Source organism: Pseudarthrobacter sulfonivorans (assembly GCF_024391045.1).
Taxonomy (GTDB): domain Bacteria; phylum Actinomycetota; class Actinomycetes; order Actinomycetales; family Micrococcaceae; genus Arthrobacter; species Arthrobacter sulfonivorans_B.
In genome coordinates this window covers 108,221-128,791 of sequence record NZ_JANFCZ010000004.1, presented here as the reverse complement: position 1 = coordinate 128,791, position 20,571 = coordinate 108,221, and the positions used below count along the sequence as shown (strand labels likewise).

General features: G+C 67.5%; 19 protein-coding genes. 13 read left to right on the top strand and 6 right to left on the bottom strand.

Features of this window, described 5'->3' with window-relative positions:
• The first annotated feature begins 186 nt into the window (after positions 1-186).
• From NQJ30_RS04435 to ybaK, 3 genes are read left to right on the top strand one after another with little or no spacing between them, the layout of a single operon-like run.
• Complete coding sequence (locus tag NQJ30_RS04435; RefSeq protein WP_255768537.1) at positions 187-1,098, top strand: sulfurtransferase; 912 nt, start codon at positions 187-189, stop codon at positions 1,096-1,098.
• 10 nt (positions 1,099-1,108) lie between these two features.
• Positions 1,109-1,570, top strand: a complete 462-nt coding sequence (locus tag NQJ30_RS04430; protein ID WP_255768536.1) for a SufE family protein — start codon at positions 1,109-1,111, stop codon at positions 1,568-1,570.
• Between the two features lie 19 nt (positions 1,571-1,589).
• The gene (ybaK, locus tag NQJ30_RS04425) at positions 1,590-2,087 is read left to right on the top strand and encodes a Cys-tRNA(Pro) deacylase (RefSeq protein WP_255768535.1); all 498 of its coding nucleotides are present in this window, start codon (positions 1,590-1,592) and stop codon (positions 2,085-2,087) included.
• Here ybaK and NQJ30_RS04420 read toward each other — a convergent pair.
• On the bottom strand, positions 2,084-3,403 hold the full coding sequence (locus tag NQJ30_RS04420; protein WP_255768533.1) for an alpha/beta hydrolase family protein: 1,320 nt from the start codon (positions 3,401-3,403) through the stop codon (positions 2,084-2,086). The two genes, ybaK and NQJ30_RS04420, sit on opposite strands and share 4 nt — an antisense overlap.
• Before the next feature lie 92 nt (positions 3,404-3,495).
• On the opposite strand from NQJ30_RS04420, the gene NQJ30_RS04415 reads away from it, so the two are divergent.
• From NQJ30_RS04415 to NQJ30_RS04375, 9 genes are all read left to right on the top strand, one after another.
• Entirely contained in the window at positions 3,496-3,987 is a 492-nt protein-coding gene (locus NQJ30_RS04415) for a hypothetical protein (RefSeq protein ID WP_255768532.1), read from the top strand.
• Between the two features lie 74 nt (positions 3,988-4,061).
• On the top strand, positions 4,062-4,517 hold the full coding sequence (msrB, locus tag NQJ30_RS04410; RefSeq protein ID WP_374113217.1) for a peptide-methionine (R)-S-oxide reductase MsrB: 456 nt from the start codon (positions 4,062-4,064) through the stop codon (positions 4,515-4,517).
• Between the two features lie 150 nt (positions 4,518-4,667).
• Positions 4,668-6,035, top strand: coding sequence for a DUF6421 family protein (locus NQJ30_RS04405; RefSeq protein WP_255768530.1), 1,368 nt, complete (start codon positions 4,668-4,670; stop codon positions 6,033-6,035).
• Positions 6,032-6,799: an SDR family oxidoreductase gene (locus NQJ30_RS04400; protein WP_255768529.1), complete on the top strand. Its 768-nt coding sequence runs from the start codon at positions 6,032-6,034 to the stop codon at positions 6,797-6,799. The genes NQJ30_RS04405 and NQJ30_RS04400 overlap by 4 nt, the downstream gene beginning before the upstream one ends.
• 16 nt (positions 6,800-6,815) lie before the next feature.
• On the top strand, positions 6,816-7,931 hold the full coding sequence (locus tag NQJ30_RS04395; protein WP_255768609.1) for a threonine aldolase family protein: 1,116 nt from the start codon (positions 6,816-6,818) through the stop codon (positions 7,929-7,931).
• A gap of 57 nt (positions 7,932-7,988) precedes the next feature.
• The gene (locus tag NQJ30_RS04390; protein WP_255768528.1) at positions 7,989-8,639 is read left to right on the top strand and encodes a DUF3000 domain-containing protein; all 651 of its coding nucleotides are present in this window, start codon (positions 7,989-7,991) and stop codon (positions 8,637-8,639) included.
• A 45-nt stretch (positions 8,640-8,684) separates the two neighbouring features.
• A complete protein-coding gene (locus NQJ30_RS04385; RefSeq protein WP_255768527.1) occupies positions 8,685-10,013 on the top strand; it encodes an HRDC domain-containing protein in 1,329 nt (442 codons plus the stop codon).
• 184 nt (positions 10,014-10,197) lie between these two features.
• Positions 10,198-11,499 carry a thiolase family protein gene (locus tag NQJ30_RS04380; protein ID WP_255768526.1) on the top strand — a complete coding sequence of 434 codons (1,302 nt, stop codon included), beginning with the start codon at positions 10,198-10,200 and terminating at the stop codon, positions 11,497-11,499.
• Positions 11,496-13,676 (top strand): 3-hydroxyacyl-CoA dehydrogenase NAD-binding domain-containing protein, encoded by a 2,181-nt coding sequence (locus NQJ30_RS04375; RefSeq protein WP_255768525.1) that lies wholly within the window; start codon positions 11,496-11,498, stop codon positions 13,674-13,676. Before NQJ30_RS04380 ends, NQJ30_RS04375 begins: the two co-directional genes overlap by 4 nt.
• 89 nt (positions 13,677-13,765) lie before the next feature.
• Here NQJ30_RS04375 and NQJ30_RS04370 read toward each other — a convergent pair whose 3' ends face one another.
• The 3 genes from NQJ30_RS04370 to NQJ30_RS04360 are packed head-to-tail and all read right to left on the bottom strand — an operon-like array spanning position 13,766 to position 16,873.
• Positions 13,766-15,310 carry an ABC transporter ATP-binding protein gene (locus NQJ30_RS04370; protein ID WP_255768524.1) on the bottom strand — a complete coding sequence of 515 codons (1,545 nt, stop codon included), beginning with the start codon at positions 15,308-15,310 and terminating at the stop codon, positions 13,766-13,768.
• A 2-nt stretch (positions 15,311-15,312) separates the two neighbouring features.
• Positions 15,313-16,056, bottom strand: a complete 744-nt coding sequence (locus tag NQJ30_RS04365; RefSeq protein WP_255768523.1) for an energy-coupling factor transporter transmembrane component T — start codon at positions 16,054-16,056, stop codon at positions 15,313-15,315.
• Between the two features lie 10 nt (positions 16,057-16,066).
• Positions 16,067-16,873, bottom strand: coding sequence for an ECF transporter S component (locus NQJ30_RS04360; RefSeq protein ID WP_255768522.1), 807 nt, complete (start codon positions 16,871-16,873; stop codon positions 16,067-16,069).
• Between the two features lie 205 nt (positions 16,874-17,078).
• Here NQJ30_RS04360 and NQJ30_RS04355 point away from each other — a divergent pair, with 205 nt between their 5' ends.
• Positions 17,079-18,503, top strand: coding sequence for a mycothione reductase (locus NQJ30_RS04355; RefSeq protein WP_255768521.1), 1,425 nt, complete (start codon positions 17,079-17,081; stop codon positions 18,501-18,503).
• 51 nt (positions 18,504-18,554) lie between these two features.
• Here the strand turns inward: NQJ30_RS04355 and NQJ30_RS04350 are convergent, their stop codons facing one another.
• Both NQJ30_RS04350 and NQJ30_RS04345 read right to left on the bottom strand, forming a co-directional pair.
• Positions 18,555-19,580 carry a nucleoside hydrolase gene (locus tag NQJ30_RS04350; protein ID WP_255768520.1) on the bottom strand — a complete coding sequence of 342 codons (1,026 nt, stop codon included), beginning with the start codon at positions 19,578-19,580 and terminating at the stop codon, positions 18,555-18,557.
• Positions 19,581-19,591: 11 nt separating this feature from the next.
• The gene (locus tag NQJ30_RS04345; RefSeq protein WP_255768519.1) at positions 19,592-20,569 is read right to left on the bottom strand and encodes an aldo/keto reductase; all 978 of its coding nucleotides are present in this window, start codon (positions 20,567-20,569) and stop codon (positions 19,592-19,594) included.
• Positions 20,570-20,571: the final 2 nt, after the last annotated feature.

The following is a 20,571-nucleotide window of genomic DNA, read 5'->3' as shown; positions in this document are numbered from 1 at the left end:
TCCCCAGAAAGAATACCGGCAACCACCCGTGGCTCCCCCAGCGGGACCGCCTTCTGAGGCCTCCGCATGACGAAGACCACATTTCCCCCGGTTAACAGGCGGGCGGACAGGCCGGTCTGCCGTGGCTAGGCTGGAGTGAGGTTCGGACCGCAGATCCGCCATTTACCTCGATGAAAGGTCATCTCCATGCCCTACGCCGTTGAACAGAACGAGAAGTTTGCCGCTTACGCCAACCCGGAGCGCCTGGTGTCCACCGAATGGCTTGCCACCGCGCTGGAGTCGGGCGCAGTTGCCGACGGCAAGTTAGTGGTGGTCGAGTCCGATGAAGACGTCCTCCTCTACGAGACAGGCCACATCCCGGGTGCCGTCAAAATTGACTGGCACACGGACCTCAACGATGACGTGACGCGTGACTACGTGGACGGCGAAGCGTTCGCCAAACTGGCCGCCTCGAAGGGGATCTCCCGTGATTCCACAGTGGTCATCTACGGGGACAAGTCGAACTGGTGGGCGGCCTACGCCCTGTGGGTCTTCACCCTTTTCGGTCACGAGGATGTGCGGCTGCTCGACGGCGGGCGGGACAAGTGGATTGCCGAAGGCCACAAGCTGACCACCGAACGGCCCTCGCCCGCCCCCGGCGAGTACCCGGTGGTGGAGCGCAACGATGCTCCCATCCGCGCGTTCAAGGAAGATGTCCTGGCCCACTTCGGCAAGCCGCTCATTGATGTCCGTTCCACCGAGGAGTACACCGGCCAGCGGACCCACATGCCGGCCTACCCGGAGGAAGGCGCACTGCGGGGCGGCCACATTCCGACGGCAGCATCGATCCCCTGGGCACGCGCGGCAGCCGGTGACGGCACCTACCGCAACCGCGAGGAGCTGGAGGCGCTGTACCTGGGCGAGGCCGGACTCAAGGAGGGCGACGACGTCGTGGCCTACTGCCGCATCGGCGAGCGTTCCAGCCACACCTGGTTCGCCCTGAAGTACCTTCTGGGCTTCGAGACCGTGCGCAACTACGACGGCTCCTGGACTGAGTGGGGCAACGCCGTCCGTGTGCCGATTACCAAGGGAACCGAGCGCGGGACGGTACCGGCGTAAGCTGGACGTGATGAATACCCAAGCCCTTCCCGCCGCGCTGGCGGAAATAGTTGACGATTTCCAGGCCCTGGCTGAACCCGAGCGGCTGCAATTGTTGCTGGAATTCTCCCAGGGTCTCCCCGAGCTTCCGGACCGGTTGAAGGACCATCCCGAACTCCTGGAACAGGTGGTGGAATGCCAGTCGCCGCTGTTCCTGACCATCGAGGTGGAAAAGAACGACGCCGGTGCCGCCAATGCGGTGCGGCTTTACTTCAAAGCACCCCAGGAAGCCCCCACAACACGCGGATTCGCGGGAGTTCTGCATGAAGGACTTGACGGTCTCAGCGCTGCGGAAATCCTGGCCGTTCCGGATGACATGCCGGAGCAGCTGGGGCTCACCCGTGCCATCACGCCCCTGCGGATGCGGGGCATGACTGCCATGTTGGGACGGATCAAGCGCAAGGTTGCCGCCACCCAGCAGCTCGAAGCCTGAGGTCCGGACCCGCCAGGCCATGGGACGGAAAACCTCGTCGCAGGGAACGCCGGCCACCGCAGCACTGGCTGCGGCCGGCGTTCCCTGTGTGCTTCATCCGTACGTACACGATCCGGCTGCTTCCAGCTACGGAATGGAGGCCGCCGAAGTCCTCGGCATCCCGCCGGAGAAGATCTTCAAGACCCTGATGGTGGAGGTCGAAGGCCGGCTGGCGGTGGCAGTGGTCCCGGTCAGCGGCAACCTTGACCTCAAAGCCTTCGCTGCCGCCCTCGGCGCCAAGAAGGCGGTCATGGCGAACCCGGCTGCCGCCGAACGCCGCACCGGCTATGTCCTGGGCGGGATCTCTCCGCTGGGACAGCGCCAGTCCTCACCCACAGTGGTGGATGCCAGCGCCCTCAGCCTCACCACGATGCTGGTGTCCGGCGGCCGGCGCGGCATGGACATTGAACTGGCCCCGGCCGAGCTCATCCGGCTGACGTCCGCCCTGACAGCGGCTATCGGCACCCGCGCCGGTTAGGGCTCCTGCGGATCGCGCTGACCCTGCGGACCGTGCTGGCCGGGGTTGGTCCGGGGAGCAAGGTGGACGCCGAGCCAGGCCTTGACCAGGCCCTCCCAGCGCTGAGGATCAACGTTCCATTCCTTGGTGTGCCTGGCGCGGCTGAAGGACTCGAAAGTAACCATGTCCGGATTCCGTTCGGCCAGGACGGCCGAGGGCTCATACGGCACGTACTCGTCGTCGACGCTGTGGATGATCAGCGTGGGTGTGCGGACCTCGACGGCACGCGCCACCCAGTCCATGGCCTTGAGGTCGACGGGTGCGGAGAGGCCGGTGAGCCTGCGCCCCAGCGGGTGGCCCAGCATCAGTTGCCCGTAGCGTCCCACCAGGGACGGAATCCTGTTCAACTGGGCATGGTGGGCCAGTACATTGACCCAATTGATGACCGGCGCATTCAGGACCATCGCCCGGATCAGGTGCCGGTAACGCGACAGATCCGCCGTCTGCAGGCAAATGGCACCGCCCATGGACCAGCCGAAGAGCACAATCTCCTCGGCGCCGTGAGCCAGCGCGTACTCGATGGCCGCTTCCACATCGCGCCACTCCGTGGACCCGAGGCCATACCGGCCGTCGTCGGCGGACGGGGCAAGTCCGTCGTTCCGGTACGAGATCAGCAGGCTGGTCAGTCCCAGTTCCCGGGCCGGGCTGACGGCGCGCATTGCCTCCTGGCGGGTTGCCCCGCGGCCGTGCACCATGATGGCCCAGATCCGGGCACCGCCCTCTGATGCTCCGCCCGCTGCATTCGCGCCCGCTGCCCTGATAAGCCACGCCGGCGCCTGGCCGCCGTCGACCTCGATCAGCACGTCCTCTGATTCGATCCCGGCGGCGGCCGGATCCGGGTAAAGCGCACCGCTCCACCAGCCGCGGCGGGCGGCGCCGAAGTCGCCGGCGTAGACGGCCTCCACTTCCCGCAGGACCGTGCCGTCCGCCGGCGAGTAGGACACGATCCGACCGATCCGTGCGTGGCCCTTGCCGCCGTCGAAGAAGAAGCCGTAGACACCCTCCACGGTTGTTTCCGGCGTGGCCGCCAGGATGACCTGCATTCCGGCACCCTCCCCGATGACCGCCAGGACTTCCTGGTCCGCCGTCCGTTGCTTGACGGGAGTGATCACCCGCCGGGCAAAGTACAGGGCGAGGGCGGAGGAACCTGTGGCAAGCAGGCCCGCAATCGACCCGCCCCCGATTGCACCGCCCAAAGCCCACTTGGCGCGCAGCGAGATGCCACCCTCGGTGTGGTTCGGAGCTGTCGGCGCGGGCGTGCGGGGGGAAGGTGCCATGCAACCATTCTTACCGCCCACGGCCGGTTGGCCACATTTCCGCTGCCGTGGCGTCCTGTGCAGGCCCCGCTGCTCACGACTAGGCTGATGCCATGAGCGATCCAATCGTCATTCTGACTGAAGAACCCCTGGGTGCAGATGACCGTGTCAACATCCAACGGCTGGTGGACGGCTCGGACACGCGCCTTGTCCTGCTGGTCCCGTCGAACACCGAGCGGCATCTCCTGGTGGACTTCCTGGAGAATTTGTCCATGCTGGATGTCGCCAAGGCCTTCCGGGACCTGACCGCGCACGCCCCCGACCCCAGCGCCGAACGGGCGGAGGCCGCGGAGACGCTGACGGTCTCGCTGGCCGCCCTGGACGGGCTGGGCGGCGGTGTCACCGGCGAAGTGGTGGATGGCGGCGCCGTGAGTGGCCTGGTTGCCAAGGTGAAGGAACTGGGTGCTTCCCAGGCGGTGGTGATCACCCGGCCGCATGCGGTTGCGGACACCTTCCACACGGATTGGGCCAACAAGGCCCAGGATCAGCTGGGGCTCCCCGTCCTGCACCTGTATGCCGGTTCGGGATTTATCGGCGACTCCTGAGCGTTGAGGACAACATGAGCATCTTTGGAAAGAGCGTTTTCGGAAACAAGGCCACCGACTCCATCCCGGCATCCATGGCAGGGGCCGGCACTGGCGCGCCGGAGCCCGCCGTCCGGAAGTCCGACGACGAGTGGCGGCAGGAACTGACCCCCGAGGAGTACCACGTCCTGCGCCAGGCGGGCACAGAGCGCCCCTACACCGGCGAGTACGTGGACACCCACACTGAGGGTGTCTACCAATGCCGTGCCTGCGGGGCGGAACTCTTCCGGAGCAACGAAAAATTCGACTCCCACTGCGGCTGGCCATCGTTCTGGGCGCCCTTGGCTGACGGCACGGTGCGGTACATCCACGACCGCACGCTGGGCATGGACCGGGTGGAGGTGCGGTGCTCGAACTGCGACTCCCACCTGGGCCACGTGTTTGCGGGGGAAGGTTACGGAACTCCCACTGACCAGCGGTACTGCATCAATTCGGTCTCCCTGAAACTGGTCCCGCGGGATGCAGACGGGTCCGAATCGGCAGGGTCCTAGGACCGCCAGGACGAGGCCGGGCCGCACCTGGCAGCACTTGCGTGCCAGCCAAGCATGAGACTTTCTTATGCTCGGCCGTCTTTTGGGTTAGCGACCCTGGTTGCTTGCTACGCTCGCCGTAGATGCCCCAAGCAAGAAAGGCTGTCCGCAATGACCGTCACCACCACCGCCCGCCCCACCAGGATCACTGCCGAAAACCCCGCCTGGCTGAGACTCAGGAGCGCCGCCGAATCGCTGCAGGCACTGCAGATCCAGGACGGTTCGGTGCCTGACGCGGGACGCCATGCCGCGGCCGCCGCCGACGTTGCCGCCATCACCGAAGCGATCAGCGAACTGGCGCCCCTCTTCCCGCACGACGCCGCTTACCTGGACGCCGTCGTCGCGGACTTCGAGGCCTGGGCGAAAAATGGCTTCGGCGTGCCGGACTTCCTCTCCTCGCTACTGGCTTTCCAGCCGCAGCTCCAGCGCCAGGACGGCCTGGCACACCTTGTCGTCTTCCCCATGTACACCCAGAACGGAAGCACCAGCAGACTGGTGGAAGCTGTCCTGGTGGAGGTCATTTGGCCCGAGTTCGTGGCCGAACTGGAGGCCGGAGACTATTCCAACAAGCTCTTTGTGCCCATCCGGTTCCTGGACTTCACCCGCGGCTACAACACCAACTCGGCCGTCCTTTTCCCGGAGACTGTTGCCGTCCGGGAAACGCCCACCTTTACCTGGGGCGCCATTTTCGCGGACCGTGAAGCCGCGCGTTTCCGACGCGTCCTGCGTGCGGCCGCGGACATCACCTGCCTGGACCTGCCCGAAGGCGCAAAGGAACTGCTGGCCGACCAGGAACTGGCAGAGGCCACCTTTGTGATGTGGGACCTGATCCACGACCGCACCCACATGCGCGGGGACCTGCCCTTTGACCCGTTCATGATCAAGCAGCGGATGCCCTACTTCCTGTATTCGCTCGAAGAGCTGCGCTGCGACCTCACCGCCTTCCGGGAGTCCGTCCGGATCGAAAAGGACGACGACGCCAGGCCGGAGGCGCGGCGACACGCGAAGCTCGTGCAGTACGCCATCATCTTCGACCGCATCTTCCGCTTCGCGATCACCGGCAGCCGGGTGCGCAACTATGACGGCCTTGGCGGCCAGTTGCTCTTCGCCTGGCTGCACCAGCACCACGTCCTGCACTGGACCGACACCCGGCTCCGCATCGACTGGGACCAGGTGCCGGACGCGGTGATTGCTTTGGGGACAGCCATTGATGACCTCTACTGGCGCTCCATCGACCGGCCCAAGACGGCCCATTGGCTGGCTGCCTATGACCTGATTTCCGCCACGGTCACGCCCAGTCCGGCATCGGTCTGGGCCAGGGGCGCCGATGCCCTTCCCGTGTCCGGCCCGCCGCGCGGCCTCACGGACCAGGTGCTGGATGACGAATTCCCGCTGTCCATGTTCTACGAGGCATTGGAGAGGAAAATGCGCCCGGTCATCGAATCCACCGCAGGCATCACAGGAGCCTCCGCCCTATGAACGACAACCACATGAACGTCCTGGTCACCGGGGGCAGCGGACCCTCCGGGGTGGCCGTGGCCAAGGCGCTGCGGCAGGGCGGGTTCCGGGTCTTCACGGTGGGTTCGGACAAAGCGCGGATCGACGCCGCCGCTGCACAATCGGGCGACGGCGTCACTCCCCTGGTGCGCGACCTCGCGGATTTGGCCGGCGTACACGCCCTCCGGGCCGAACTGGCGGAAACGGCCGGAACGATGGACGCCGTCATCCACCTGGTGGGTGGCTGGCGGGGAGCCCAAGGCATCACGGACCAGAGCGACGCCGACTGGGACTTCCTCGAACGCGGCGCCGTCACCACGCTCCGGAATGTGTCCCGGGTCTTCTTCGACGACGTGGCAGGCTCCGGCGCGGGCAGGTTTGCCATCGTCTCCTCCACCGCGGTTGAAAAACCAACGGCGGCGACGGCCAGTTACGTGGCAGCCAAGGCCGCTGCGGAAGCATGGACCATGGCCATGGCCGACGGCCTGGCCCGGTCGGCCGCCGCCGCGGGCACAGAACTGCGCGGCGCCGCCGTCGTGCTCGTGGTCAAGGCGCTGGTGGACGCAGGGCTGCGGAAGGCGCATCCCGAACGCACCTTTCCCGGTGCCACCGATGTCGAAGACCTGGCGGCCGCCGTCGTCGGACTGTTCAGCCGCCCGGCCACCGACCTGAACGGCCGGAAGCTGCGGCTCGTTCCGGAACCCGGCATGCAGGCACCCGCCGCCCATCTGACTTCCCTAGACTGAGAACGTGAGCGAATCAATGACAACCACGGCGCATGCCGTCACCCGGCCGTCCGGCGCCACCGCGCGCCTGCACGATCCGTCCATCCGCGGCTTCGCGTCCGACAATTACTCAGGCGTCCATCCTGAGGTCCTGGCCGCCCTCGCGGCAGCCAACGAAGGCCACCAGGTGTCCTACGGCGAGGACGACTACACGGCCCGCCTGCAGGAACTGATGGATGAGCACTTCGGACCTGGCATCGAATGCTTCCCGGTCTTCAACGGCACGGGCGCCAACGTCTTGTCCCTGCAGTCCCTGCTGCCGCGCTGGGGTGCCGTGGTGTGCGCAGCGACGGCCCACATCAACATGGATGAAAACGGCGCCCCGGAACGCATCGGCGGCATGAAGTTGCTGCAGGTCCCCACCCCGGACGGCAAGCTGACCCCGGAGCTGATCGACCGCGAGGCGTGGGGCTTCGGCGACGAGCACCGCGCTCAGCCGCTGGCCGTCTCCATCACCCAGACCACCGAGCTGGGCACCTGCTACACGCCGGACGAGGTCCGTGCCATCGCCGAGCACGCCCACTCCAAAGGCATGAAACTCCACATGGACGGCGCCCGGCTGGCCAACGCGGCTGCCCACCTTGGCGTACCGCTGCGGGCTTTCACGCGCGACGCCGGCGTGGACATCCTCTCCTTCGGCGGCACCAAGAACGGGCTGCTTTACGGCGAGGTGGTGGTGGCCCTGAACCCCGAGGCCGCCCACGGCCTGGTCTACCTGCGCAAGATGAACATGCAGCTCGCCTCGAAAATGCGGTTCCTCTCGGCCCAGTTCATTGCACTGCTGGAGGGCGATCTGTGGCTTCGTTCAGCGGCCCACGCGAACGCCATGGCTGCCCGCCTCAGGGCTGCCGTGGACACGATTGACGGCGTGGAGCCCACCCAGAAGACCGAGTCAAACGGCGTGTTCGCAGTCCTCCCGGCCGGGGTGGCTGACCGGTTGCGCGAATCCTTCCGTTTCTACGACTGGGATGAAGCCGCCCGGGAGGTCCGCTGGATGTGCTCTTTCGATACCCGCGAAGAGGACATCGATGCCTTCGTGGACGCAATCCGCCGGGAACTTGCGGCCCACCATGAAGGCAGGACGGCCAGGTAGCATGACCGGCCGACGGCGAGCCTGCGCTGTGTGCCTGGCCCTGTTGCGTAATCTGCGATGGTGAACGCACTCGCCCAGGTTCCCCCGGAATTTCTCCACGCCTTGGGAACACTCAGGAAAGCCCGGTGCCGCAGTGAACTGCGCCTGGCGGAAATTCCGGCGCCGGCGCGGCTGGCACCGTTCGCGGTGGCACTCGGAGCCGAGGTCATGGCGCCCGGTCCCGGCAGCGGCACCACTCCTCTCCACGGCCCCGCAGCCATGGCCCTGGCCGCAGCCTCAGGCACGGAGGACGAAGACACCGAGCTGGCCACCGGCCGGTTCATCCTGCTGCATGACCCCGAAGGCTCCGCGGTCTGGGACGGGGAATTCCGCATCGTGACCTACATTCGGGCCCAGCTTGAGCCCGAGATGGGCAATGATGAAATGCTCGGCACCGTGGCCTGGACGTGGCTCGTTGAAGCCCTCGAGAACCACAAGGCCCCCTACCGGGCGGCCGGCGGGACTGCCACCCGCGTCCTGTCGGAGAGCTTCGGCACGCTTTCGGACCGGCCCGGGTCGATCGACATCGAACTGCGCGCTTCGTGGACCCCGGCGTCGTCGGACGTCACGGCACACCTGGAGGCGTGGTCCGACATGGTGTGTACGTTCGCCGGCCTGCCTCCCCTGCCCGACGGCGTCTCCGCACTTCCCAACCGCCGCCGGAACTAGGACCGCACCCTGTCAATGACCACTGATCGCTAAACTGAAAGCATCATGACCCCACACACTCCGGATAACACCACAGCCGGCGCCCCGGCTGATGACACTGATGACACAACTGACCACATCATGGTGGAAGGCTTCGACAGCCAAGTCCCCGTGGTCATTGACCTCGACGCACCCCGTGACGGCGTGCCGCTGGTCATTGAAACGCAGTCCGGGCTGGAGCGGTGCGCGGCAGCCATCGCCGCCGGAACCGGGCCCGCGGGGGTCGACGCCGAACGTGCCTCGGGATTCCGCTACGGCCAGCGCGCCTTCCTGGTCCAGATCCGCCGCGAAGGCTCGGGCACCTGGCTGATCGACCCCGAACCATTCGATGACCTCGCCATCATCAACGATGCGCTCAAAGGCGTGGAGTGGATCCTGCACGCGGCCAGCCAGGACCTGCCCTGCCTGCTGGAGCTCGGCATGTGGCCGGACAAACTGTTCGATACGGAATTGGCCGCACGCCTTGCCGGACTGCCCCGCGTGGGCCTGGCTGCCGTCATCGAACAGCTGCTGGGCTTTGGACTGGCTAAAGAACACTCCGCCGCTGACTGGTCCACCCGGCCGCTGCCGGAACCCTGGCTGCGCTATGCGGCCCTGGACGTGGAAGTCCTGACGGAGCTGCGCGAGGAACTCATCGACCTGCTGGTGGCGGACGGCAAGCTGGACTACGCGGAGCAGGAGTTCGCCGCCATCCTCGCCGCCGGCGTGGCGCCGCCCAGGATCGATCCCTGGCGCAAGACTTCGGGCCTGCACCAGATCCGGGACCGCCGGCAGCTGGCGGCAGTCCGGGAAATGTGGCTCGAACGGGACTCGCTGGCGCAAAAGCGCGACGTCGCACCGGGCCGGCTCATTCCCGATTCCGCCCTCGTGTCCGCGGCCAAGGCCATGCCCGCCACCGTGCCCCAGCTCCTGGGCACCAAGGGTTTCCACGGGCGGGCGGCGCAGCGCGAGGCGCCCCGCTGGCTTCGGTGCATCGCTGCTGCCCGGGACCTTGAGGAGCTGCCGCCGCTGCACCTGCCCACCAACGCCCCTCCCCCGCCCCGCGTCTGGGCGGACCGCGATCCTGAGGCCGCCGCCCGCCTGTCCACGGCCCGCCCGCTCCTGCAGGCCAAGGCCGACGAGCTGAACCTGCCGATGGAAAACCTGCTCACTCCTGACTACCTGCGCCGCGTGGCCTGGCGTCCGCCGGTGGACGTCACCGTCGAGACGGTGGCCGCCGACCTCCGCTCCCTGGGTGCCCGCGAGTGGCAGATCGGCCTGGCCGCGCCGCTGATCACTGCCGCCTTCCTCAACCCGCAGCCGCTGCCGCCGAAGGAACCCAAGGCCGCCGAGTAGCACCCCTGCCGGGACTCTTGCACTCTATGTTACTCACGAGTAACATAGAGTGCACTGCCGCCCTGAGGAGTGCTGCCGGCTTTTTTGTCCAGATAATCGCCCTGACGGGCCCGGAATGACGGATTATCTGGAAAAAAACTCGTCGCATCCTCGGACGGTGCCAATGTCTCGATGAGGAGTAAACGTGAGCCAAGCCCGTCCCAGCGGAGAACACAGCAGCGGATCCCCGCGCACTGTCCGCGACGTCGTCTTTGTTGACGGCGTCCGCACCCCCTTCGGGAAGGCCGGCGAGAAAGGCATCTATGCCGGCACCCGCGCCGATGACCTGATGGTGAAGTGCATCCGCGAACTGCTGCGCCGCAACCCCTCCCTGCCCGCGGCGCGGATCGACGAAGTGGCCGTAGCTGCCACCACCCAGACCGGAGACCAGGGCCTGACGCTCGGCCGCACGGCTGCGCTCCTCGCCGGGCTCCCCCGCACCGTGCCCGGCTTCGCCATCGACCGGATGTGTGCAGGGGCCATGACCGCAGTCACCACGACGGCGAGCGGCATCGGCTTCGGCGCGTACGACGTCGTGATTGCCGGCGGTGTGGAGCACATGGGCAACCATCCGATGGGCTCGGGCGCCGATCCGAACCCGCGTTTTATGTCCGAGCGCCTGGTTGATCCGGCCGCGCTGAACATGGGCAACACAGCCGAAAACCTCCATGACCGCTTCCCCGCCATCACGAAGGAACGCACCGACGCCTACGCCATTGCCTCGCAGCAGAAACTTGCGGCGGCCTACGCCAGCGACCGGATCCAGCCGGACCTTGTCCCGGTGGCCAGCCTGAAGCCGGGCCAGGGCTGGACGGTGAACACCGTTGACGAGCCGCCCCGGCCGGGCACCACGTTAGAGGACCTCGCGGCCCTGCGCACACCGTTCCGCGCCCACGGCCGGGTGACGGCAGGCAACGCCGCCGGCCTGAACGACGGCGCCACCGCAGCGGTGCTGGCATCCTCCGAGGCCGCCGCGGAGCTGGGCCTGCCGGTCAAGATGCGCCTGGTCAGCTACGCCTACGCGGGAGTTGAGCCCGAGGTGATGGGCATCGGTCCCGTCCCCGCCACCGAAAAGGCACTCAAGAACGCCGGACTCAGCATTGAGGACATCGGACTGTTCGAGATCAACGAAGCCTTCGCCGTCCAGGTGCTCAGCTTCCTGGACCACTTTGGAATTTCCGACGACGACCCCCGCGTGAACCGCTACGGCGGCGCCATCGCAGTGGGCCACCCGCTGGCCTCCTCCGGCGTCAGGCTCATGAACCAGCTCGCCCGGCAGTTCGAAGAAGACCCTTCCGTCCGGTACGGCATCACCACCATGTGCATCGGCCTGGGCATGGGCGCCACCGTCATCTGGGAAAACCCGCATCATTCTGACTACACAGACTCCAGCGCTGCCAGCACCGAAACGGCCGCCGCAGCAACCACCGAAGGAGCCGCCGCATGAGCGCCGCCGATTTCATCAAGCTTGCCGAACTCTTTCCGAATGAGACTGTGACGCACTCGTATGTGCAGGACATTGACCTGCCGGCGGCACCGGGCCGGCCAAGCCCTGGAGTCTTTGCCCTGATCACCCTCGATAACGGGCTGGACCACTCCAAACCCACCACGCTGGGCCCGAACACCCTGCTGGAACTCGGCACCGTCCTGGAGGGGCTGAAGGAACGCGCCGCCCGCGGGGAAATCGTGGGCGTCGGCGTCACCGGCAAACCCTATTTCCTGGTGGCCGGTGCGGACCTGTCCGCGGTCAAGTCCCTGGAGAACCGGGAGCACGGCCTGTGGATGGCCCAGCTCGGACACGATGTTTACGCAACCCTTGCCAACCTCGGCGTCCCCAGCTTCGCCTTCATCAACGGCGTAGCCCTCGGCGGCGGCCTGGAGATCGCGCTGCAGTCCACCTACCGGACGGTGTCCACCGGGGCGGGCGCGCTGGCCCTGCCTGAGGCGTTCCTTGGCCTGGTCCCGGGCTGGGGCGGCGTCTACATCCTGCCGCGGCTGATCGGCCCGGAGAACGCGGTCAAGGTGATGATCGAGAATCCGCTCAGCAACAATCGCACGCTCAGCGGAACGCAGGCCTTCGAACTCGGCGTCGCCGATGCCCTGTTCGAACCCGCCGACTTCCTGGAACAGTCCCTCCTTTGGGCTGCGAAGGTGATCAGCGGCGAGGCTGTTCCGGAACGGGCCAGCGCCGTCGATCCCGCCGATCCCGCCGTCGCCGGTCGGTGGGCCGCGGCAGTGGCCGCCGGCCGGTCGTTCGTGGAAGCCAAAACGTCCAACGCCTCCCCGGCACCGGCAAAGGTCCTGGACATCATGGAGGCCAACCGGACCATGAGCCAGGCCGAGTCCGCAGCCCTCGAGTGCGAGACGCTGGCCGGGCTGATGCAGAGCGATGAATTCCGGGCCACGGTGTACGCGTTCCTCGACCTGGTGCAAAAGCGGTCCAAGCGGCCGGCAGGTGCGCCGGACCGGAAGCTTGCCCGGCCGGTGACCAAGGTGGGCGTGGTGGGTGCGGGCCTGATGGCAAGCCAACTCGCGCTGCTGTTCGCCCGCCAGCTAAAGGTCCCCGTGGTCATGACGGACATCGACCAGGCTCGGGTGGACAAGGGCGTGGGCTATGTCCACGCCGAGGTGGAGAAGCTCCTGGGCAAGAAGCGGATCAGCCCGGACGCCGCAAACCGCACCAAAGCACTGGTAACAGGTTCCGTGTCCAAGGAAGCCTTCGCGGACGCCGACTTCGTCATCGAAGCCGTCTTTGAGGAGCTGAACGTCAAGAAGCAGGTCTTCGCCGAAGTCGAGGCCATCGTCTCACCGGAGTGTATCCTCGCCACCAACACCTCATCCCTCTCCGTCACGGCCATGGCGGCTGACCTCCAGTACCCGGAACGGCTGGTGGGCTTCCACTTCTTCAACCCGGTGGCCGTCATGCCGCTGCTGGAAGTCGTGCGCGCACCCAGAACCGGGGATGCCGTGCTGGCCACCGCGTTTGAGCTGGCCAAGGGCCTGAAAAAGACCGCCGTGCTGGTCAAGGATGCCCCCGCCTTCGTGGTGAACAGGGTCCTGCTGCGGCTCATGGGCGAGGTGGTGGCGGCCTTTGATGAAGGCACCCCGGCCGAGGTCGCGGACAACGCCCTCCGTCCCATGGGGCTGCCGATGACCCCGTTCACCCTGGGCGCCATGGTGGGCCTGCCGGTGGCGCAACACGTCCAGGAATCCCTGCACGCCGCGTTCGGCGACCGCTTCGAGGTGTCCGCCAACCTGCAGAAGCTGATCGACAACGGCGTGAAGTCACTCTGGGCCCCGAGCGCAGACGGCAGCCAGGAAATCCCCGCGTCCACGCTGTCCCTGATGTCCTTCGGCACGTCCCCCTCCACCGGAGCCGACGTCCTGCACCGGGTCCAGGACGCCCTGGCCGAGGAAATCGGCCTGATGCTCACCGAAGGTGTGGTTGCCGGCCCCGAGGACATCGACCTCTGCATGATCCTCGGCGCCGGCTGGCCCATGTTCCTGGGCGGCATCACGCCCTACCTGGACCGGATGGGGGCTTCGGAACGGGTGAACGGCAAGCGGTTCCACGCACCGGGAACCGCCTCCAGCGCCGCGGCGGCGGCTCCCAGCCACGCCTGAAGCCCCTCGGCTGAGGAGTTTTTGGCCAGATAATGCCGTTCTTAGGCCTTTAAAGCCGGATTATCTGGCCAAAAACTCCGAGGGGGGCTTCACACGTCCCGCAGGCGGCCAGCGTCGAGGCGTACCAGCCGGTGCGCCAGGGAGCGCGCATAGGCCAGGTCATGCGTTACGAGGACGACGGCGGCGCCCTCCTCCGCGGCGTGCCGCACCGTTGCGTCCAGCATCGCCAGGCTGTGGCGGTCGAGGGCGACCGTCGGCTCATCCAAAGCCATCACCCGCGGCTGCCTGGCCAGCACCGTGGCCAGTGCGAGGAGCCGCTGCTGCGAGGCCGGCAGTTCAGCGGGGTGCTTTTGGGCCACCTCCGCCAGGCCCACGGCGGCCAAAGCCCGTCCCACCGAGGCCGTGGCAGCAGGGCCGCCAGCCAGCCCGAAGCCGACTTCCCGCTCCGCTGTCCGCTCAAACAACTGGTCCCGAGGCTCCTGGAAGAGCAGCCCGACATCCGCGGCCACCCTGCCGGGGAGCAGCCCGGCGATGTCCTGCCCGCTGACCCGGACGCTGCCGGCCAGCGGCTGCTGCAGCCCGTTCAAGTGCCGCAGCAAGGTGGACTTGCCGGCACCATTCGGCCCGATGACGGCAACGATTTCACCGGGGTGCACTGAAAGGCTGACGCCGTTCAGGACCGAGGGCCCGGGCGTGCGTAGGGCGGACCGGCCCAACCGCTTCCGGTCCTTCGGCCGTTCATAGGCAAAGCTGACATCGCGGAGCTCCAGCGCCGGAACGCCCGACGGCGCAGTTCCGCCCCCTCTTGGACGGGCCCGGGCCGCCTGGTCCGGCGGCAATCCGTCCCGTTCGTTCCGGGCCACCACGACACCGGCGGCGGCGAGATCAGGAGTGGTGGCCAGTTGCGCCGGCGTTCCCGCCATGACCGACGCGCCATCATGCAGCAGGATCCAGCGGTCTGCGTCGGACAGCAGGGCGTGCACGGCCTGGCTCAAAACGACGACGGCGGTGCCACCGGCCACGAGGTTCCGCAGCAGGACCGTCAGGGCCCCAGCACCGTCGGTGTCCAGCGAGGCGAAAGGTTCGTCAAGTACCAGTACCGGCGGGCTGGTGATAACGGCACAGCCAATGGCGAGGCGGCGAAGCTCACCCCCTGAGAGCCTGGCCGGGTCACGGTCCAGCAGATTGCCCAGCCCGGTGAGGGACGCCACCCGGCGGACGGCCTCCTGCATCTTCGGCCGGCCCGTCCCGAGGTTCTCCAGGCCGAAGGCCAGCTCTTCGGCCACGGTGGCACGAACGGTGGACAACGACGCCGCCGCGTCCTGCGGCACAAAACCAACCTGCCGGCACCACCCGGCCGGGTCGATCCGTGGATCCTCCGGCGCTCCCCGGAACTCGAGCCGGGTGCCGGCCAGTTCCAGGAATCCATCCATGGCGCCGCCGCTGCCGGGACGCAGCCAACCGGCCAGGAGCCGCCCCAGGGTTGACTTGCCGCTGCCCGAACCGCCCAGGACGGCTGTCAGGGATCCTGGAGCCACCGACACGTTGACACCCGCCAGTGCCGGGCCCGAAGCACCGTGGTACGTGAAGCTCGTCACGCGGGCCGCCAGCGCCGGAGTGAACGTGCCGGACATCCTCAGGCACCCGCCGTCGGGAGCGCCACCCGGGCCGCGATGGCAGCAACAGCGGCCAGTAACAGCACCAGCCGGAGCACACGCTGGAATGGCGGATCCGGAACCTCGCGGTAGCTCGTGCGGGGGCCCCTGCTGCCGAACCCGCGTGCCTCCAATGCCTGGGCGCGTGTTCCGGCCTCGTCAACCAGGGAGAAGACCAGCGGCACCGCCTGCAGCCGGAACGCGACCATGCGCTGCACCCAGCCCCGGCGGATCACCAGGCCGCGGGATTCCTGCGCTTGCCGGATCCGCAGCACCCGCCCGCTGATGGCCGGCAACAGGGTCAGGGTCGAGGCCAGGACATAGGCGAACCGGCCGCTGACTCCCCGCGACGACAGGGCCGCCACCAGGTCAGGCACGCTGACACGGAAGGAAAACAACAGCAGCGCCAGGACGGCGGCCGAAAGCTGCGCCGTTCGTTCGGCGGCGAACTCCAGGCCTTCGGCCGTCAGCCGCGCCGGTCCCCACTCAGCCAGCACGGTGATTCCCCCGGGAAAGAACAGTCCGTGCAGCACCAGCAGGGACAACCCCAGGGGAAGCAGAATCGCGACTGCGGCCGGGAGCAGCCGGTGAGCGATTCCGGCCGCCAGCGCGAGCCCCACGGCACCGGCACAAACGGCGACGGACAGCGGCCAGCTGGCGGCCGCCGTCGTGATCACCGCAGTACTTCCGGCAGCCGCCAGCGACGTCAGGGGGTGGAGGCGCATCAGGGACGGATCAGGAGTTCCGGCCGGCCAGCACGCGGTGGCGCCGTACGAAGGGGAACTGCAGCCTGGTGCGCCGCGGCAGGGCGTACACCAGGAGGGCCACGAGCGTGAAAACAATGGCCTTGTCCATCGGGTCCGAGATCAAAGCCTGCTTGGTGATGGCCGCCAGCAGGCTGTCACCCATGGCACGGAAGGCGCTGACGATGGCGCCGGTTGCCAGGCCCGACGTGCCGCCAAAGACGAAGGCGGCAACGGGAGCGGAGACCACGCCGCTGATGATCCCGGTCAGGAAACCGGCCACGGGGGCGAGGTAGAAACGGCGGAAGAGCCCGTAGCGCGCGGCGAGCCCGGCAAGGCAGCCGATCAGGGCGGCGCCGGCGGCGAACGGCAGGACCGTGGGGTTGAAAAAGGACCAGATGATGCTGCTCAGGGCGCCGGTGGCAGCTCCTGCCGCCGGACCGGCCAGGACGGCGATCAGCACGGTGCCGATGGCGTCGAGGTAAAAGGGCACCAACGTGCTCCCCACGAACTGGCCCAGCACGATGTTAAGCACCAGGGCAACCGGAATCAGCACCAGGGTGGACACCGGAAGCGTGGGCAGCACGGCCACGATCAGCAGGACGGCTCCCACGAGGAACCCGGACAGTGCTGTCAGCGCCGAGGCGCTGCCGGGGCCGCCGGTAATGTCGTCGGGCTGGTTCAGGACCAGGTAGATGTAGGTCCCTGCGATGGCCAGGGCGCCGAGAATTTCCAGGAGGCGGCGCTTCCGGGCTGCGGCCGGTGTGTGTGGCGGCAACGTGAGAGATGGCGATGACATGGCGTTCCTTCTGGGGGGCAGGTTCTGACACCCGGCATGTCCGGGCGGCGCGAAACGCCGCCTATGTCACCTCGGCGGCAGCCGGGGGCATCAGCGCCGGCCCGGTCCGCGGTCCATTCTACCGGGACGGACAGGCGCGGAGAATGCAGCGTAGACTCCCTGAAAACCCGCCTCGACGCGCCGCTGACTACGGAAAGGCCGAACCATGCCCCATTACGATCTCGCCATCATCGGTTCCGGATCCGGCAACTCCCTGATCACCCCGTTCTGGGACGGCAAGCGGGTTGCCCTCATCGACGGCGGTGTCTTCGGCGGCACCTGCGTGAACGTCGGCTGCATCCCGACGAAAATGTTTGTGTACCCGTCGGCCTTGGCAGCCGTTCCCGCTGAAGCCTCGCGTCTCGGCGTCGACCTCACCCTTGAGAAGGTGCGCTGGAATGCCATCCGCGACCGGATCTTCGGCCGGATCGATGCCATCTCCGACGACGGCCGGCGCTACCGGGCAGAGGAATTGGAGAACGTTGATCTCTATGAGGAGTTCGTGCGTTTCACCGGGCCCAGGTCGCTGCGGACGGAGTCCGGTACCGGCATCACCGCCGACCAGGTGGTGGTGGCCGCCGGCTCCCGGGCGGTGAAGCCGGACGTCCCCGGCATGGACCTTCCCCAGGTGCATACCTCGGACACCGTCATGCGCATCGACGGGCCGCCCCGGCAGGTGGTGGTGGTTGGCGGCGGATACATCGCCGCGGAGTTTGCCGCCATCTTCCACGGCTTCGGGTCCGAAGTGGTCCAAGTCAACCGGTCCGGGCGTCTCCTTCGTGGCAATGACGAGGAAATTGCACGGCACTTCGCCGAGGCCGCCGCCCGGCGCTGGAAGCTGGAGCTCGGCTTCGCGCTGCGGTCTGTGGAGGACAACGGGGACGGCCGGGTCACTGCAGTGTTCGACGACGGCGACGGCAGGCAGTTGCGTCTCGAGACGGACATCGTGCTCCTGGCCACGGGACGTGTTCCCAACACGGACCGGCTGGACGCCGGCGCGGCCGGCTTTGACCTGAACGCGGACGGGACGTTGTCCGTGGACGGGCAGCTGCGGATCCTCGCCGGCGGTCAACCGTTGGAGGGTGTCTATGCACTGGGTGACATCGCCAACCGATATCAGCTCAAACACGTGGCCAACCGGGAGGCACGGGTGGTGGCCCACAACCTCGAACACCCGGACGGGCTGCGGAGCATCGACTACACCGGCGTTCCCTTTGCGGTGTTCAGCAATCCTCAAGTCGCCGCCGTCGGCCTGACGGAGGAGGAAGCCCGGAGCGGCGCCCGTGACGGGGAGGATGTTGTGGTGGCTGTTCAGGAATACGGCAGCACCGCGTATGGCTGGGCAATGGAGGACGCCGAGGGAATCGTCAAGCTGATCGCCGACAGGTCCACGGGCCTGCTGCTGGGAGCACACATCATGGGCCACGAGGCGTCCATCCTCATCCAGCCGCTGGTCCAGGCAATCGCCCTGTCCACCACGGTGCCCAACCTGGCACGTGGGCCGTACTGGATCCACCCGGCGCTGACCGAGGTGGTGGAAAACGCCTTGCTGGCGCTGGACGTGGACGTGCCGGCCGACGCGCCGCTGTAGGCGCGGCTCCGCAGGCGCGGCCGGCAGGGGGCCCGCCGGGAGGCCGCAGGGTCAGCGCAGCCGTGCCGCCAGGCCGCCGATGGACCGGATCAATTCCCCGAACGCCTGCTCAGGCTTGTTGTCCGCGACGATCCGGGCGTTGGGCGGCTGCTTCCACAGGTTCCGGTAGTCGGCCACGGTGGTGCCCATCAACAGCGCCGATTCCACTTCAACGTCCACGGTGGCCAGGCGGGTCGCGTAGTCGAGCCTCCCGGCTGCCACACCGGCGGCGAAGTAATCGTGCACGTGCGCCACGTATCCCTGCCCGTAGAGCCGGTGGAACTCGAAGTAGAAACGCAGGGCATCGGACAGGTGCCGTACCAGCGGGCTGTCCGCGGTGCTCCTGAGCCCTTCAGGCTGCTTTGGCAGCACCAGCTCACGCTCCGAGCAGCCCGCTGCCTCGGCGAGCCGCATCACGTGCTCGGGCCGCAGCTCGATCCGCTCAGTGGTGTCCAGCGAGCAGACGATGGGCAACCGGTCCACCGGCAGGCCACGGTAGGCTGCATAGACTTCCTTGGCCGCCTGCGGATCAACGTGGGTGTTCCACTCGGCGGTCGGGGTGGTGTTCCCCTGGTGGTAGAAGCTGCCGCCCATGATCACCACTTTGCCCAGCAGTTCGGGCAGCCGGGGTTCACGCCGGATGGCCAGCGCAAAGTTCGTCAGCGGCGCCGTAATCAGGGCCGTCAGCTCCCCCGGGCTGGCCCGGGCCGCCTCCACCCACAGGTCAGCGGCATGCCGGGGCGATACCGTTCCGGACGGCGGCGGCAGGACGGCGTAGCCGATGCCCTGGGGTCCGTGGGTTTCCGGCGTGGTCACCAGCGGGATGGCCAGCGGACCCTCAGCGCCGACGGCGACCGGCACCCCTGTCCGTCCGCACAGCTCCAGCATGGCGAGCGTGTTTAGCGCCACCTGGTGCGCGTCCACGTTTCCCGGCGACGCCGTGACGGCCGCGAACTCCACGTCGGGAAGGGAGGCCAGGTAGGCCAGCGCCAGGGCGTCGTCGATCCCGGTGTCAACATCCAGCAGGAGCCTGGTCATCGGCGTTCCTCCTAGAAGAGTGCGACTTTGGGGACCTTCGGGAAGATCGTGTCGAGTTCGTCCAGCTCGGCCGGCGTGGGTGTCCAGGCAACGGCCTCGGCATTCTGGCGGATCTGTTCGGGCTTGGTGGCCCCGGCGATCACACTGCCCACCGACGGCTGCGCCGCCAGCCAGGAGAAGGCAACCTGAACTTCGGTCAGGTCCCGTTCTGCCGCGAACGCGCTGAAGCGGCCGAGCTGGTCCCAATCGGCGTCGTGCACCATGTTGGTCCGCGTATGGCTCAGCCGGGACCCTGCAGGTGCGGTGTCCGGCGAATACTTTCCGGTGAGCAAACCGTTGGCCAGCGGGAAATAGGGCAGCACTCCCAGGCCGTAGGCCTCGGCCGCGGGCGTGACTTCGAGCTCGGCCCGCCGGTCCAGGAGGTTGTAGTGGTTCTGGGTGGAAATAAACCGCGTCCCGCCGTTGGCGCGGGCCACAAATTCCGCCTCGGCAATCTGCCAGCCGGCCCGGTTTGAGTGCCCGATGTAGCGGACCTTGCCGCTGGTGACCAGGTCATCGAGGGCGGACAGGGTTTCGTCGATGGGGGTCAGCGGGTCCGGGGTATGGAACTGGTACAGGTCAATCCAGTCCGTGCCGAGCCTGCGCAGCGACGCTTCCGCTGCCCGCACAATGTAGCGCCGGGAGCCCCTGGCACCAAAGTCAGGACCGTTGGCGCCGCGCAGGTCCATCCCGAACTTGGTGGCCACCACGGCGGTGTCGCGCCGCCCGGCGAGGGCTTTGCCGAGCATGGTTTCGCTGAGTCCCGGCTCCTTGCCGTAGTTGTCCGCAACGTCAAAGAGCGTGACGCCGGCATCCAGCGCCGCATGCACGACGGCGTCAGTCCCCTCCTGGGATTCGGTCACGGTATTGGCGCGGCCCAGGTTGTTGCAGCCGAGCCCCACCACGGAGACGGACAGCCCCGATATACCCAGTCGGCGGTATGCAGTCATGT

Bases quoted from the DNA above. Each gene is read 5' to 3' on its own strand.
- NQJ30_RS04435 (WP_255768537.1), top strand. From the start codon at position 187: ATGCCCTACGCCGTTGAACAGAACGAGAAGTTTGCCGCTTACGCCAAC.
- NQJ30_RS04430 (WP_255768536.1), top strand. From the start codon at position 1,109: ATGAATACCCAAGCCCTTCCCGCCGCGCTGGCGGAAATAGTTGACGAT.
- ybaK (WP_255768535.1), top strand. From the start codon at position 1,590: ATGGGACGGAAAACCTCGTCGCAGGGAACGCCGGCCACCGCAGCACTG.
- NQJ30_RS04420 (WP_255768533.1), bottom strand. From the start codon at position 3,403: ATGGCACCTTCCCCCCGCACGCCCGCGCCGACAGCTCCGAACCACACC.
- NQJ30_RS04415 (WP_255768532.1), top strand. From the start codon at position 3,496: ATGAGCGATCCAATCGTCATTCTGACTGAAGAACCCCTGGGTGCAGAT.
- msrB (WP_374113217.1), top strand. From the start codon at position 4,062: ATGGCAGGGGCCGGCACTGGCGCGCCGGAGCCCGCCGTCCGGAAGTCC.
- NQJ30_RS04405 (WP_255768530.1), top strand. From the start codon at position 4,668: ATGACCGTCACCACCACCGCCCGCCCCACCAGGATCACTGCCGAAAAC.
- NQJ30_RS04400 (WP_255768529.1), top strand. From the start codon at position 6,032: ATGAACGACAACCACATGAACGTCCTGGTCACCGGGGGCAGCGGACCC.
- NQJ30_RS04395 (WP_255768609.1), top strand. From the start codon at position 6,816: ATGACAACCACGGCGCATGCCGTCACCCGGCCGTCCGGCGCCACCGCG.
- NQJ30_RS04390 (WP_255768528.1), top strand. From the start codon at position 7,989: ATGGTGAACGCACTCGCCCAGGTTCCCCCGGAATTTCTCCACGCCTTG.
- NQJ30_RS04385 (WP_255768527.1), top strand. From the start codon at position 8,685: ATGACCCCACACACTCCGGATAACACCACAGCCGGCGCCCCGGCTGAT.
- NQJ30_RS04375 (WP_255768525.1), top strand. From the start codon at position 11,496: ATGAGCGCCGCCGATTTCATCAAGCTTGCCGAACTCTTTCCGAATGAG.
- NQJ30_RS04370 (WP_255768524.1), bottom strand. From the start codon at position 15,310: ATGTCCGGCACGTTCACTCCGGCGCTGGCGGCCCGCGTGACGAGCTTC.
- NQJ30_RS04365 (WP_255768523.1), bottom strand. From the start codon at position 16,056: ATGCGCCTCCACCCCCTGACGTCGCTGGCGGCTGCCGGAAGTACTGCG.
- NQJ30_RS04360 (WP_255768522.1), bottom strand. From the start codon at position 16,873: ATGTCATCGCCATCTCTCACGTTGCCGCCACACACACCGGCCGCAGCC.
- NQJ30_RS04355 (WP_255768521.1), top strand. From the start codon at position 17,079: ATGCCCCATTACGATCTCGCCATCATCGGTTCCGGATCCGGCAACTCC.
- NQJ30_RS04350 (WP_255768520.1), bottom strand. From the start codon at position 19,580: ATGACCAGGCTCCTGCTGGATGTTGACACCGGGATCGACGACGCCCTG.
- NQJ30_RS04345 (WP_255768519.1), bottom strand. From the start codon at position 20,569: ATGACTGCATACCGCCGACTGGGTATATCGGGGCTGTCCGTCTCCGTG.